Annotated in this window: 17 protein-coding genes; 10 read left to right on the plus strand and 7 right to left on the minus strand. The window is 51.5% G+C overall.

The window, feature by feature from the left end; translation table 11 throughout:
* Positions 1-16: 16 nt before the first annotated feature.
* The 6 genes from lpxD (at position 17) to ONV78_RS11115 (ending at position 4,660) form a co-directional block, all read left to right on the plus strand.
* Positions 17-1,063, plus strand: coding sequence for a UDP-3-O-(3-hydroxymyristoyl)glucosamine N-acyltransferase (gene lpxD, locus ONV78_RS11090; RefSeq protein WP_279503188.1), 1,047 nt, complete (start codon positions 17-19; stop codon positions 1,061-1,063).
* A gap of 104 nt (positions 1,064-1,167) precedes the next feature.
* Complete coding sequence (gene fabZ, locus ONV78_RS11095) at positions 1,168-1,602, plus strand: 3-hydroxyacyl-ACP dehydratase FabZ (protein WP_011398979.1); 435 nt, start codon at positions 1,168-1,170, stop codon at positions 1,600-1,602.
* Positions 1,602-2,375, plus strand: coding sequence for an acyl-ACP--UDP-N-acetylglucosamine O-acyltransferase (lpxA, locus tag ONV78_RS11100; RefSeq protein WP_279503189.1), 774 nt, complete (start codon positions 1,602-1,604; stop codon positions 2,373-2,375). The genes fabZ and lpxA overlap by 1 nt, the downstream gene beginning before the upstream one ends.
* A 9-nt stretch (positions 2,376-2,384) precedes the next feature.
* Positions 2,385-3,575, plus strand: coding sequence for a lipid-A-disaccharide synthase (lpxB, locus tag ONV78_RS11105; RefSeq protein ID WP_279503190.1), 1,191 nt, complete (start codon positions 2,385-2,387; stop codon positions 3,573-3,575).
* A 1-nt stretch (position 3,576) separates the two neighbouring features.
* Positions 3,577-4,185: a ribonuclease HII gene (gene rnhB / locus ONV78_RS11110; protein ID WP_279503191.1), complete on the plus strand. Its 609-nt coding sequence runs from the start codon at positions 3,577-3,579 to the stop codon at positions 4,183-4,185.
* A gap of 31 nt (positions 4,186-4,216) precedes the next feature.
* Positions 4,217-4,660 (plus strand): DUF4124 domain-containing protein, encoded by a 444-nt coding sequence (locus ONV78_RS11115; RefSeq protein WP_279503192.1) that lies wholly within the window; start codon positions 4,217-4,219, stop codon positions 4,658-4,660.
* Positions 4,661-4,729: 69 nt separating this feature from the next.
* Here ONV78_RS11115 and fdxA read toward each other — a convergent pair whose 3' ends face one another.
* Complete coding sequence (gene fdxA / locus ONV78_RS11120) at positions 4,730-5,053, minus strand: ferredoxin FdxA (protein WP_011398974.1); 324 nt, start codon at positions 5,051-5,053, stop codon at positions 4,730-4,732.
* Positions 5,054-5,185: 132 nt separating this feature from the next.
* The gene (gene mutS, locus ONV78_RS11125) at positions 5,186-7,768 is read right to left on the minus strand and encodes a DNA mismatch repair protein MutS (protein ID WP_279503193.1); all 2,583 of its coding nucleotides are present in this window, start codon (positions 7,766-7,768) and stop codon (positions 5,186-5,188) included.
* Between the two features lie 143 nt (positions 7,769-7,911).
* Between mutS and ONV78_RS11130 the strand changes: the two genes are divergently transcribed.
* Together ONV78_RS11130 and recA are read left to right on the plus strand one after the other, a co-directional pair.
* Positions 7,912-8,403, plus strand: a complete 492-nt coding sequence (locus ONV78_RS11130) for a CinA family protein (protein ID WP_279503194.1) — start codon at positions 7,912-7,914, stop codon at positions 8,401-8,403.
* 116 nt (positions 8,404-8,519) lie between these two features.
* The gene (gene recA, locus ONV78_RS11135; protein ID WP_216734990.1) at positions 8,520-9,557 is read left to right on the plus strand and encodes a recombinase RecA; all 1,038 of its coding nucleotides are present in this window, start codon (positions 8,520-8,522) and stop codon (positions 9,555-9,557) included.
* Positions 9,558-9,704: 147 nt separating this feature from the next.
* Here the strand turns inward: recA and ONV78_RS11140 are convergent, their stop codons facing one another.
* Positions 9,705-10,187, minus strand: coding sequence for a fibronectin type III domain-containing protein (locus tag ONV78_RS11140; protein WP_216734989.1), 483 nt, complete (start codon positions 10,185-10,187; stop codon positions 9,705-9,707).
* 311 nt (positions 10,188-10,498) lie between these two features.
* On the opposite strand from ONV78_RS11140, the gene ONV78_RS11145 reads away from it, so the two are divergent.
* Positions 10,499-10,678 carry a hypothetical protein gene (locus ONV78_RS11145; RefSeq protein WP_216734988.1) on the plus strand — a complete coding sequence of 60 codons (180 nt, stop codon included), beginning with the start codon at positions 10,499-10,501 and terminating at the stop codon, positions 10,676-10,678.
* Positions 10,679-10,692: 14 nt separating this feature from the next.
* Here ONV78_RS11145 and ONV78_RS11150 read toward each other — a convergent pair whose 3' ends face one another.
* A complete protein-coding gene (locus ONV78_RS11150; protein WP_279503195.1) occupies positions 10,693-11,076 on the minus strand; it encodes a SirB2 family protein in 384 nt (127 codons plus the stop codon).
* Positions 11,077-11,227: 151 nt separating this feature from the next.
* Here ONV78_RS11150 and moaE point away from each other — a divergent pair, with 151 nt between their 5' ends.
* The gene (moaE, locus tag ONV78_RS11155; RefSeq protein ID WP_216734986.1) at positions 11,228-11,701 is read left to right on the plus strand and encodes a molybdopterin synthase catalytic subunit MoaE; all 474 of its coding nucleotides are present in this window, start codon (positions 11,228-11,230) and stop codon (positions 11,699-11,701) included.
* A gap of 42 nt (positions 11,702-11,743) precedes the next feature.
* Here moaE and mobA read toward each other — a convergent pair whose 3' ends face one another.
* The 3 genes from mobA to ONV78_RS11170 all read right to left on the minus strand — a co-directional run bounded on the left by mobA (position 11,744) and on the right by ONV78_RS11170 (position 13,189).
* Positions 11,744-12,343, minus strand: a complete 600-nt coding sequence (mobA, locus tag ONV78_RS11160) for a molybdenum cofactor guanylyltransferase MobA (protein WP_279503196.1) — start codon at positions 12,341-12,343, stop codon at positions 11,744-11,746.
* Complete coding sequence (locus ONV78_RS11165) at positions 12,340-12,750, minus strand: PilZ domain-containing protein (protein ID WP_279503197.1); 411 nt, start codon at positions 12,748-12,750, stop codon at positions 12,340-12,342. The genes mobA and ONV78_RS11165 overlap by 4 nt, the downstream gene beginning before the upstream one ends.
* 154 nt (positions 12,751-12,904) lie before the next feature.
* Positions 12,905-13,189, minus strand: coding sequence for a hypothetical protein (locus ONV78_RS11170; RefSeq protein ID WP_279503198.1), 285 nt, complete (start codon positions 13,187-13,189; stop codon positions 12,905-12,907).
* Positions 13,190-13,498: the final 309 nt, after the last annotated feature.

Below are 13,498 nucleotides of genomic sequence, written 5' to 3' on the forward strand. Positions count from 1 at the left end.
TCAGAGGCTGGAGTTCATGGGTAAGACAGACCTTTCATATACGCTGGCGGATATCGCTTCTCGGATTGGCGCTGAGCTGCGGGGCGATGGCTCAATAGAAGTGAAAGGGCTGGCGACGTTGCAAAAGGCTCAGGCTGGACAGATCAGTTTTTTGGCTAACAAGAACTATCTAAAGCATTTGAAAGATACTTGCGCATCCGCCGTCATCATTCCATCCAGCCTCGCTGATCAGTGTTCGACCAATGTACTGATGATGGAAAACTCATACTTCGGGTATGCTCTTTGTAGTCAGTTATTTGCCCCTCAATGGTCGAGTATGAGGGGGGTATCTCCCTCCGCCGCTGTATCAGAAAGCGCCAAGCTTGGCGACGGCGTGACCATTGGAGCGAATGCAGTCATTGAGGATGACGCGGAGATAGGCGATGGGGCGGTTGTTGGCCCCGGGTGTTATATCGGCGCGGGTTCTGTCGTTGGGGCGAATACTCAGCTCCGTCCCAATGTTACTGTCTACCACGGCGTGAGTATTGGTGCGAGAGTGCTTATCCATAGCGGCGCTGTTATTGGCTCGGATGGCTTTGGTTTTGCTCCTAATAGGGGAGACTGGGCCAAAATCGCCCAGCTTGGTGGTGTTGTTATTGGCGACGATGTTGAAATAGGCGCCAATACAACGATCGACCGCGGCGCATTGGATGATACGGTCATCGAAACCGGGGCGAAGTTGGACAACCAGATACAAATCGCCCACAACGTCAGAGTTGGCGCATATACTGTTATTGCGGCCTGTGTAGGCGTTTCGGGAAGCTCGTCGATAGGCAAGCATTGCATGATCGGTGGCGGCGTAGGCATTGCCGGCCATCTGGAAATAGCGGATCAGGTGCAAATTACGGGAATGACATTGGTGACTCATAATATTAAAGAGCCAGGAGTTTATTCTTCTGGCACTGCGGTTGAGCCCAATGCCTCGTGGCGAAAAAATGTGGCCCGTTTCCGACAGTTGGATCAGTTGGCGCGTAGGGTCAGGGTGCTGGAACAGGGCGGCCGCCGAAAGTCCGATGCGGATTGAAAGCGAACTGTAAAGGATCGAGAATCCGGGCCAACGGCTCTGTATAATCGATATTCATAAACTTATCCGGCATTGTGCAATCATGTTGTTGAGGCTTTCCAAATATGGAAATTAATGAAATTAAAGAATACTTACCTCACAGATACCCATTCCTGTTAGTGGACCGGGTGCTGGAGATTAAGCCGGGCGAGTTTATTGCTGGTGTGAAGAACATCACTTACAACGAACCGCAATTTACTGGTCACTTCCCTGATCACCCTATTATGCCTGGCGTGCTTATTATTGAGGCAATGGCTCAGGTGGCCGGAATTCTTGGGTTTGTCACCACAGGCAAAAAACCTGCGGACGGTTATACCTACTATTTGGCCGGGACGGATAAAGTGCGCTTTAAAAAGCCTGTCGTTCCAGGAGATCAATTGCGTCTAGAAGCGGAAATTGTGACTGACAAGCGTGGCATATGGAAATTCGCCTGCCGGGCGCTGGTTGATGGAAATGTCGTTTGCAGCGCGGAAATTTTAACTGCTGAGAGAAGGCTTTAATGTCCATTCACCCTCAGGCGATTGTTGAACAGGGAGCCAAAATCGCCGCTGATGCGGAGATTGGGCCATGGAGTTATATCGGAGCCGATGTTGAAATTGGCTCTGGGACAGTGGTCAATTCTCACGTAGTGATCAAAGGCCCCACAAAGATAGGAAAGAACAACCGTATCTTCCAATTCGCCAGCGTGGGGGAGGAATGCCAGGACAAAAAATACAATGGCGAGCCTACCGTTTTAGAGATCGGCGACAATAACGTCATCCGTGAGAGCTGCACGATTCATCGAGGGACGGTGCAAGATCTCGGCGCTACCAAGATTGGCAGTAATAACCTTTTCATGGCGTACGTTCATGTCGCTCATGACTGTGTGGTTGGGGATAACTGTATTCTGGCGAATATGACGACCCTCGCAGGGCATGTGTATATTGGCGATTGGGCGATTCTCGGCGGCGGAACCATGGTGCACCAGTTTTGCAAGATTGGTGAGCACAGCATGTGCGCTGGCGGCAGTATCGTTTTGAAGGATATCCCTGCTTATATCATGGCGGGAGGACAATCCGCTAAGGCTCATGGTCTGAATGTCGAGGGATTGAAGCGTCGCGGCTTCTCCAGTGAGATAATCCTGGAGTTGCGCCGTGCTTATAAGACGCTGTACCGACAAGGTTTAACGCTTGAGCAAGCAATAGAGAAGCTTAAAGAGCCAGCCGAGGAGTTTGCCGAAGTAGGCGTCTTCCTACGCAGCGTACAATCTTCTGCCCGAGGCATCGTTAGATAATCTCCTAAAATGACGCCCATATCACAACGACCGATTCGCATCGGCATTGTCGCCGGAGAGGCTTCCGGCGACTTGTTGGGGGCGGGCCTGATGCAAGAATTAAAGGCCCTATACCCTCAGGCGACTTTCGAAGGTATCGGCGGTGAGCGGATGCTGAAAGAAGGATTTTACACCTTCTTTCAAATGGAGCGCCTTTCAATTATGGGATTGGTGGAGGTGCTTGGCAGGCTGCCGGAATTATTGGCTATGCGCCGCCGCATAGTTGAGCACTTTACCGCGAACCCTCCCGATCTTTTTCTTGGTATTGACTCCCCAGATTTCACTATCGGCATCGAATTAAAGCTGCGTCAGGTGGGAATTAAGACCGCTCACTACGTTAGCCCTTCTGTGTGGGCCTGGCGACAGAATCGTGTCTTCAAAATCGCCAAAGCAGTTGATCTGATGCTGACGCTGTTGCCTTTCGAGGCACGCTTTTACCGCGAGCACAATGTGCCGGTAAAATTTGTTGGGCATCCTTTGGCGGAAATTATTCCGCTTCATCCCGATAAAGTGGCAATGCGCCATGAACTTGGTATTGATGCGTCGGGTGAAGTTGTCGCTGTGTTGCCCGGCTCTAGAGGCGGTGAGGTCTCTCGCTTGGGGCCCACTTTTATTGAAACCATTGCTTGGCTGCATCAACGACGCCCTGATGTTCGATTTCTGATTCCCGCCGCCAATCAAGCTCGAAGAGTGCAAATAGAGCAACAGCTGCAATCTCATGGCGGCCGACTACCTGTTACTCTGATTGATCAGCAATCACGTGAATGCATGATGGCTGCGGACGCTATACTGCTGGCCTCAGGAACAGCGACGCTTGAAGCGATGTTGGTGAAGCGCCCGATGGTAGTGGCCTATAAGCTTGCGACGCTCAGCTACTGGATTATGCGGCGCTTACTGAAAGCAAAGTATATCTCTTTACCGAATCTGCTGGCGGATAGAGCTTTGGTCCCTGAGCTGATTCAACACGACGCCACGCCTTCCAAGCTGGGAGGCGCGTTACTGAAAGAGCTGGACGTGGAGCGGCGAAGAAGTCTTGAAGGCGAGTTTGAAGGATTGCACAAGCTCATACGGCAAAACGCTAGTGTGGTCGCGGCGCAGGCCATTGCAGAGTTAATTGAAAAAGGGCGTGCCGAGGCTCAAGGCGCCAAAGAAGGACAATAACATGAGTAATTCGCAGATTGGTCTGTTCGATCAGGAAACTGGCGAGCTTGTAGCTGGCGTCGACGAGGTTGGCAGGGGGCCTTTGGCTGGCCCTGTCGTGGCGGCGGCGGTCATATTAAATCCAGAAAAGCCTATCGAAGGCCTGAATGACTCTAAAAAACTAAGTCATCGTCAGCGGGTTGCGTTGTCACAGGAAATCAGAGAAAAAGCGCTGGCGTGGGCGACGGGGTGGGCTACTGTCGAAGAGATTGATCAAATTAATATCTTGCAGGCTTCGTTGCTGGCGATGCAGCGCGCCGTAGCAGGCTTGCAGGTTACGCCGGATTTGGCTCTGATAGACGGTAACAAAATCCCCAAGTTGGAGATGCCAGCGGAAGCGATTGTTAAAGGCGATAGCAAAGTGGCGGCCATTGCGGCGGCTTCTATACTAGCTAAAGTAGAGCGTGACGAAGAGCTGGATAGATTAGACGCAATTTTCCCCGGGTACGGGCTGGCGGGGCATAAAGGTTATCCAACGGCTCAGCATTTATCCGCGTTGAAGGAGCTGGGGGTGACGGAAATACATCGGCGCAGCTATAAGCCGGTGCAGCAGTTATTGCAAGGTGACTAAAGTGGCTAGGCATATCGTTAGAAATCTTCCCATGAGCGGCATAGCCGTTGCGCTGCTATTCTGCTTTGGCGCGTCTGCGCAGGCGGAAATCTATAAATGGGTCGATGAGCATGGCGAAGTACATTTCAGCGATACGCGCCAGCATAAGGACGCCAAAGTCATCAAAGTTCAGCCCAATGTTTCAGATGCGCAAAAGCGCGATGCGGAGCAGGTCGGACAGCGTTACCAGCGTATTTATGAGCAGTATAAAGTTGAGGAAGCCGCGCGGGTCGCTCATGAAAAAGAGCGTGCGGCTCAAAAAGCCAAATTAGATAATTACTGTGCGGAGCTTAGAAAGGATATCAATCAGATTGACCAGGGATACGCCTTTGCGCGCATTAAAGATGACGGCACGCCTGAGTATGTCTCTGACGAAGAAATTGCTCAGCGGCGCAGTAAGTTGCAGGCGTTATATCAGGAAAAGTGTGCGCCGTAGCATTCGTTAAAAAGAAAAGAGGGCTTGAAGCCCTCTTTTTTTATGTCTGAAGCTGGACGCTAATTTGGATCAGCGCGCCAGATCTTTAAGTTTGCCCTTGACGCCTTTCCAGTCATCCGCATCAGCAGGCGCGTCTTTTTTCTCCGTGATATTCGGCCAGACGCGACACAGCTCTTCATTCAGCGCGATAAATTCCTTTTGATCTTCCGGCAACTCATCCTCGGAAAAAATGGCTTCGGCCGGGCACTCTGGCTCACACAACGCGCAGTCGATGCATTCGTCTGGATCGATGACGAGGAAGTTAGGACCCTCGTAGAAGCAGTCCACCGGGCACACTTCGACGCAATCGGTGTATTTGCACTTGATGCAATTTTCGGTAACAACAAAAGTCATGGTCTGATCCCTTATTATGAAACTCTGCGCGATTGCTCAGTGACCGTTGGGCCGCGCGATTTAGTATTGTAGAAAACCCTTTCGGCGCAAGCAACCCGAGGCGCTCTTGCAACGCCCGGGATACCTGAGTTTTCAGGTGTTCTTACTTATCGATTTCAGCTCATACAGCATATTTAATGCATCTCGCGGAGAAAGAGAATCCACGTCGAGTTTTTGCAGACGGGTCTCCACCTCGCTAGGCTCGGTTCGAGCGAACAAATCGTCCTGAAGCGATGGCGCAGGAGCCGTCAACGCGGGCTTGGCCCCGCCGCTTTCCAGCTGTTTCAATTGCTTTTGCGCCTGGTTGATAACCTGCGGCGGCACTCCCGCCAGTTGCGCCACCTGTATTCCGTAGCTCTTGCTCGCTGGGCCTTCGTGTACGGTATGCAGGAAGACAATGCTGTCATTGTGCTCCGTAGCGGTCAGGTGCACGTTGGCGACATTTGTGTGTGTCTTGGGTAGCGCAGTCAGTTCGAAGTAGTGTGTGGCGAACAGGGTAAAGGCCTGAATTTCCTGAGCTAAGTGCTCAGCGCAGGCCCAGGCCAGTGAGAGTCCGTCAAAGGTGCTGGTGCCGCGGCCGACTTCATCCATCAAGACCAGACTCTGGCGGGTCGCGTAATGCAGGATGTTGGCGGTTTCAGTCATCTCCACCATAAACGTGGAGCGTCCGCCGGCGATGTCGTCGGAGGAGCCCATACGGGTGAATACGCGATCTATCGGGCCGATGACAACTTGAGCGGCGGGCACAAAGCTGCCGCAGTAAGCCAGGATGACGATGCATGCAGTCTGGCGCATGTAGGTGGACTTACCACCCATGTTAGGGCCGGTAATGATCAGCATGCGATGTTTGTCCTGCAGATCCAGATCGTTGGGGACGAACGGCTCCTGACTGACTTGCTCAACAACTGGATGACGGCCGCCTTCGATATGCAGCATATGCTCGTCTGTCAGCTCCGGGCAGACCAGATTCAGCGTCAGCGCTCTTTCCGCAAAGTTGGACAGCACATCCAGTTCTGATAGGGCGCGAGCGCTGTCCTGAAGGGGAGCGAGCTGTTCTGCGATGGTTTCCAGAATCTGGTCATAAAGCATCTTTTCCCGGCTCAATGCACGGCTCTTGGCGCTAAGCGCTTTATCTTCAAAAGTTTTCAGCTCGGGAGTAATAAAGCGTTCAGCGTTTTTCAGTGTCTGGCGTCGAATGTAATCTGCGGGCGCCTGGTCGGATTGTGTGCGACTCAGCTCGATGAAGTAACCATGAACGCGGTTATAGCCCACTTTTAAAGAGGATAGCTGCGTGCGTTCTTTTTCGCGTTTTTCAATTTCCAGCAGATAGTCGCCTGCGTTTTCGCTGATTCCGCGCAATTCGTCCAGCTCTTCATCGAAACCCTGGCAAAGCACGCCGCCATCGCGAATAACGACAGGAGGGTTTTCTTCTATGGCGCGGGTGAGAAGGTCTGCGATGTCTGGAAACTCACTGATTTGTTTGGCCAGACGATGCAGGTGAGCGTCACTTAGCTCCTCCATCTGCTTTTGCAAATCAGGCAGGAGCGTCAGCGTATCCCGCAAGCGGGCGAGATCACGAGGGCGCGCTGAGCGTAACGCGACTCGAGACAGAATGCGTTCGCTATCGCCAATCTGTTTGAGCGTTTCGTGTAATGCTTCGAACTGATAGCCTTCCAACAGCTCTTTAATTGCGTTTTGACGCTGACGCACCTCTTCCTGGCTGCGCAATGGACGATTCAGCCAACGACGCAACATACGGCTGCCCATGGCGGTGGCGGACTTGTCCATGACCCATGCCAGCGTGTGCCGGGAATCTCCCGCCAGATTAACGTCAATTTCAAGGTTTCTGCGGCTGGCGGCGTCAAGAATGATGGAGTCTTCGCGCCGCTCCCGAATCATTGTGCGAATATGGGGAAGCTGAGAGCGCTGCGTCTCTTGGGCATACTGAAACAGGCAGCCGGCGGCTTCTATGGCGACGCTCATGCCTTCGCAATCGAATCCAGCCAGGTCTTTAGTGCGAAACTGCTGGCATAGCAGGCGCTGGGCCGTTTCCTGTTCAAAGTACCAGGGGGGCTGCTTTTGCACGCCTGTGTAGTTTTCCAATAGCGTCAGAAAAGGGAACTGTTCGCTGACCAGAATCTCAGCGGGTCGCAGGCGTTGCAGTTCACTGGCTAACGCTTCGGCTCCGCGCACTTCCTGGATCAAAAAGCGACCGCCGGCGATATCCAGCGTGGCCAGGCCGAATAAATCCTTATAAGCGCTTATCGCTAATAGTAAGTTGTCCGACTTCTCTTCTAGAAAGGCTTCATCGCTGAGCGTGCCCGGCGTGACGACTCTGACGACCTTGCGTTCTACAGGCCCTTTGCTGGTGGCCGGGTCGCCAACCTGCTCGCAGATGACGACGGATTCGCCAAGACGAACCAAGCGGCCGATATATCCCTCTGCGGCATGGAAGGGAACGCCCGCCATGGGAATGGGCTGTCCGCCGGACTGGCCTCTCTGAGTCAAGGTGATATCCAGCAGCTCCGCGGCGCGGCGGGCGTCTTCGTAGAACAGCTCATAGAAGTCGCCCATTCTATAGAATACGAGCTGATGAGGATGTTTCGCCTTGATGCCAAGATACTGTTGCATCATTGGCGTGTGTTGGGGTTTGATTGCGGATTCAATAGCGGACATGACAGAACAAAAGGATTGTGTAATTTTATGAATGAAGGCGGGATTGTAAGGGAAAGCCATGGCCTTAATAAAGGAGGCCGATCATTGTCCCGGAGCGTAATGCGCGCCCTTCCTGTATTTAAATTGGGGTTGATGGTGACGGAATGAACGATGAGATCAAGAGTCTGGCGGCGCGTTTAGGCGTAATCCTGAGTGAGAGGAGCCTGAAGGTGACGACAGCGGAATCTTGTACCGGCGGTGGAATCGCCTATGCGATTACCTCCGTTGCGGGTAGTTCGAATTGGTTTGAGGAAGGCGTGGTCACATACTCCAATGACGCCAAGCAGTCGCGCTTACAAGTGTCGTCGGAGGCCCTGATGCGATATGGCGCAGTTAGCGAAGAGGTTGTGAAAGAGATGACGCTTGGCGCCTTGCAGCTAGCGCAAGCGCAGCTTGCTATCGCTGTGAGCGGAATAGCGGGCCCTGGAGGCGGAACCGCAGAGAAGCCCGTTGGGCTGGTCTGGGTTGCATGGAGATTTCGGGACCTGGTTGTGGCGCGGAGCTTTCATTTTTCTGGAGACAGGGAGCAGGTGCGGCTGCAATCCGTTGCTGAGGGATTGCGGGGGGCGATAGCGATGCTGGAAAGCAATTTGTAGAAAATTTAAGCGTGACTTTGTCCGTCGGCTTGTGGAATAATGCTGTCAATTTATACAGTAATTCTGGGTTGGAATAACAACTCGTACCGGTTAAATGAAATAAAGGGTGTTTAAGAATGGATGACAATCGTAAGAAGGCGTTGACGGCCGCTTTATCACAAATTGAGCGTCAGTTTGGTAAAGGCGCAGTTATGCGGATGGGCGAGCAGCCGAGAGAAATTATTCCTTCCGTTTCTACTGGCTCGCTTGGACTGGATATCGCACTTGGCATAGGCGGCCTGCCATACGGACGTATTGTCGAGATCTATGGACCTGAGAGTTCCGGTAAAACCACTTTGACTTTGCAGGTGATCGCAGAAGCGCAGCGTCAGGGCAAGACCTGTGCGTTCGTTGATGCTGAGCATGCGCTGGACCCTATTTACGCAGAGAAGCTTGGCGTTAATATCGATCAATTGCTGGTTTCTCAGCCCGATACGGGCGAGCAGGCTCTGGAAATCGCCGATATGCTCGTACGCTCCGGCGCGGTTGACGTCATCATTATCGACTCCGTTGCTGCACTAACGCCGAAAGCGGAGATCGAAGGCGAAATGGGAGATTCCCATGTTGGTCTGCAAGCCCGTTTGATGTCTCAGGCGCTGAGAAAGTTGACCGGCAGCGTTAAGCAAGCGAATTGCTTGATGATCTTCATTAACCAGATTCGTATGAAAATCGGTGTAATGTTCGGATCGCCAGAGACCACTACTGGCGGTAACGCGCTTAAGTTCTATGCTTCCGTCCGTCTTGATATTCGCCGCGTCGGCTCTGTGAAAGAGGGGGAAGAAGTCGTTGGTAACGAGACTCGCGTGAAAGTGGTGAAAAACAAAGTGTCTCCTCCTTTTAGACAGGCGGATTTTCAGATCATGTACGGACGTGGTATTTACCGCACCGGAGAGATTATCGATCTGGGCGTGAAGGAAGGCTTTGTTGATAAGTCTGGCGCATGGTATAGCTACAAAGGCGACAAGATCGGTCAAGGTAAAGCGAACTCCTCAAGATATCTGGAAGAGCACCCTGAGATTGCGATAGAAATCGAAACTGCGATCAGAGATAAATTGATGCCGAAGATGCCAGCCAAAGAGAAAGAAGCGCCCGTCGCTCCAGTTGAGGCTGAATAAGGCCAGATCTTCCTAGAGCGTATTTGCTCAATACAAAATATAAGGGCGGCCTTTTAGCCGCCCTTATTGCGTTTCCTTGTCCATATTCCTTCTCTCTATTTTTCCGTATCGAGTATTGTCCTTGGTCGGATGGGTTGTTGATAGGCGTTAAAGGATCTTCTTGGTCATAATCTTGGAAGGTTCGCTTTCCATCCCGTTTATATCCAGAACCGTGACAGCGAAATAGTGAACGCCTTTTTCCAGGTTGGAAAACGCATACTCAAATTGCTGGTCCCCAACTTCGACGTATTTCCAGTCATTGTCTGATTCATGCTGGTGGTACACGCGGTAGCCTTCTAATTCATATAGCTCGATTTCGCTGCCGTCTTCACGAGTATAAGGTGGTTCCCAGATGATAAACGCACTACGGGCGTAGTTCGTTGATTGCTTCGCTGCGGCGATTTGGGGAGTATTCCCGTCGATACTGGAAGAGTCGCTCCCAGATCCTCCACCACCGCCACACCCGGTTAAGACAGCGCTTGCCAGAGTGAAGCTAAAAATAGCGGTGATGGATCTACAATTTGATTTGGCGCGGTGAAAAATACTTTTTAAGTATGAAAGGGCTTTGACCTCAAAGTTAACTTGATTCAAATCATTCCCCTATTAGTAGAGTTAGAGTTATAAGTTGACGTTATAAACAGATAACGCCCCGCGCTCTTAGTCAGGATTCGTGCCAATAATGACGGGATGTTGGTAATTTGTTTAAAAAACAAAGAGTTATGCTTTTTGTTTATCTCTTTCTGGATTTGGACTATTGTGAAAAGGGTTGCCTTTTTCTTACCAGAACGCCGGTATTTGAAATTATTGTTATAAATTTCAAATAGTTAGATTGTCTGCAATTGGCGACAGTGATTGTAGAATCGAAAATATAACTTGAGCTGTTGTGGAGAGGGAGAACGAATATGAAGTGGGTCGTATTGCTAGCTATCGTGGTCGCGGTCGTGATTTGGGTGGTTAATAGTCGGAAACGAAACCCTGTGAGCGATCCTGAAGTCAAAGAGCTTGACCAGAAGCGTTATTACGTGACGCCACCTAAGCCGGGTGACCTAGAACCCGAGGATAAAAGCGGCACGCAATACTAATTTGGCGGAAGGTTTTAAAACGGTAATGGCCAGCTGCTTTTAGTCAGTGCGGCCATGACGACATAGGCGAACGCCATATAAGCGCCAAGTCCGAACAGGATGCGAGTCCCTTTTGTCTTGCCTCTCTTGAGCGCGAACACGCCTAACGCAATATAAATGATTAACCCCACCACTTTTGCGGTGAGCCATCCATTATAGAAAGGGTATTGCTGGAGCTTGAGTGCGAGTCCTATGGCGCTCAGGAGTAGCACTGTGTCGATAATGTGTGGAAGAATTTTGCTTAACTTACGCTGCAAGAGCGAACTTTCCAGAATCATCCATATAAAGCGCAGGGTAAAGGACGCAAAGGTTAGCGCAACGCAGGTCATATGAATGTGTTTGAGCAGCATGTAGCTCATGACGGGCTCCTTTCACAGCTTCTTTTTATTTCGGTTTGTTTGAACGACGGCCGCCTATTAGAAATTCTTTCCTTAAAAACTTAAAGTGTTAGTCAGCATTTCTTTATCTATTGCGCGTTACGCGCAGCCTTCATTAGGTGGTTTCTGAACGATGAGTGACAACATAAACATCGATGTGACAACGGACGACTTTGATCTTGGAGAAGAAACGCGTCGATTGACGGATGGCGACACCAGTGTCGGCGCGGTTTGCAGTTTTGTCGGCCTAGTGCGTGACTTCAGTGATAAGCCTGATGTGAAAGGACTTTATCTGGAGCACTATCCGGCCATGACGGAAAAGTCACTGCTTAAAATTGCAGAAGAAGCTTCTCAGCGCTGGGATTTGAATGGGGTGAGAGTCATCCATCGAGTGGGCGAGCTTTGGGCGGGAGATCAGATTGTCTTGGTGGTGGCCGCCAGCGCTCATCGTGGTGATGCTTTCGCCGCCTGTGAGTTCATCATGGATTATTTAAAGGTGCAGGCGCCATTCTGGAAGAAGGAACTGACGGCAGAAGGGGAGCACTGGGTGGAGGCCAAGGAAAGCGATCAGGCCAGGGCGGGAGAATGGAGTTCTGAGTCTGAATAACTTCGATAGTTTGAGACGAAACGAGCAGTGGGCGTACTTCTGTTACTGTTCTTGGGACTTGTCCAGATTCGCCAGTTCTTCCAGTGTATTGATGTTATAGAACATCTCCGGGCAGTCGCTGAAGTCGATTTGTTGCAAGGGGCGTGAATCCAGCCAGCGTTTGACGCTACGTCCCTCGCTCTGTAGATAGCGAAGAATATCTTCAAAACTGCTGGCGGGAAGCAGGCAGTGCAGATACTGCAATCGCTCTCCATCCCAGGCGATGTTTATCAGGTTGTCGCGTCTGCCGGTAAACATGCGAAGTGCGTATTCAGGTCTGAGAAGTGGCGTATCGCAGGGGCTGATCAATAGCCACTCTTTACTCATATAGGGGGGGGCGGAGTAGATGCCCGCCAGAGGGCCGGCAAACTCTCCCCAGTCATCGGAAAAGACAAAAGGCGTCATGCGCTGATACTGCGCCTTGTTGCGATTACAACTGATTAAAACCCGTTCGCAGGTTTTGGCGAATGTGGAGTGTATGTGTTGGGCGAGAGGCTGGCCGCGCCAGGATAGCAGCCCTTTGTCATTGCCGCCCGCGCGCTGTCCCTTGCCGCCAGCGAGAATCAGTCCGTCGCAGTCCAGCATGGTCAACGGCTCAGTCATGAAGCCCTTGAGCGACAGGCTTCCTGTGCTTTGCTGAATAAGCCTTCAATACGGGACAAAGCATTATCAACTTCTCTGGAATAATCTCTGCTGGAGGCGCAGTAAGCGAATTGGATGCCGTATCTGAAGCCATGCTCATGTTCGCGGCAGTTAACAATCTGCGCCTGAATGCCATTTTCAGCAATGTAGCGGCCTCGGAAACAAAGTTCAATCTTCTCGCCCAGACGAAATTTCTGACTACTGTGAAACGCCATACCATAGCGGTTAAAGTCTATGCAGTTAACGACGATACGAGTTTTGGAGCGGCTGAACAGGCCTGATAAACAAACCATTGCTGTCATGGCTGTTGTGGTGTGCCGTACTTTGATGCGGCGTTCTGATTGGGAGGGAAAAGTCACTTCCTGCATGATCTTATGCTGAGTCTGTATCTTTTGGGTAATAGCGTTAAGCCCGATGGATTCCCTTTATCGGGCTGCTTATTTTATTAATTGGATTTGGATAATAAATGCTCAGCTTCGTGTTTTGTGAGCTGGCGCAACCCGTGTGGTTGATGGCGAGGGTCTAAACCGCAGTATTCACCAGTCTTCCTGTTCTATTCTCCAGCTCTTCCGGCTGCCCGTCTCGCGCCCCGAGCAGTTTGGGGGTGCGTCGCTCTCGCCTTTTGCGGCGTTCTTGGCCGTCGTAGTCGTTTTCATCGCTGCGCCGACGATCAGGGCGCATGCGGCGATCATGCAGCTCGCCTTCTGTCAGGGGCGCCTGCGCCGGCGTGGACTCGACTTGAGCGGCCTGCTTCAGGGAAGCCGAGCTGGGGGGGGGAGGCCTGTTTCTGGCGTCATTAATGTACATGTCTGGATTTCCTCTAACAGGTTGTCTTTCATTTTTTCAATCATTCCCTATTGTTGTATTAACTCGCCTTGAATTGTTGCGTTTGGCCCTGTTTCCGGCCGGCGTCGCCGTAACCGGAGTTACGCTAAACTTATAACGGCGGGTGTAGGAAAAACTTTAGCTCGCCTGATCAATCGTCAGCGCTTTTGTAGGTCTTCTAGCGTTGGCGGGCGTGGCGGAGAGCATCTTGGATAATTGTGTAAAAGCGGTTTTGTGCTAAAGCCGATTTGGTTAAACTTGACCCTTTTTTGGGAAGTCGCAGGTGAGCCG

This window comes from Hahella sp. CR1 (assembly GCF_029813005.1).
Taxonomy (GTDB): Bacteria; Pseudomonadota; Gammaproteobacteria; order Pseudomonadales; family Oleiphilaceae; genus Hahella.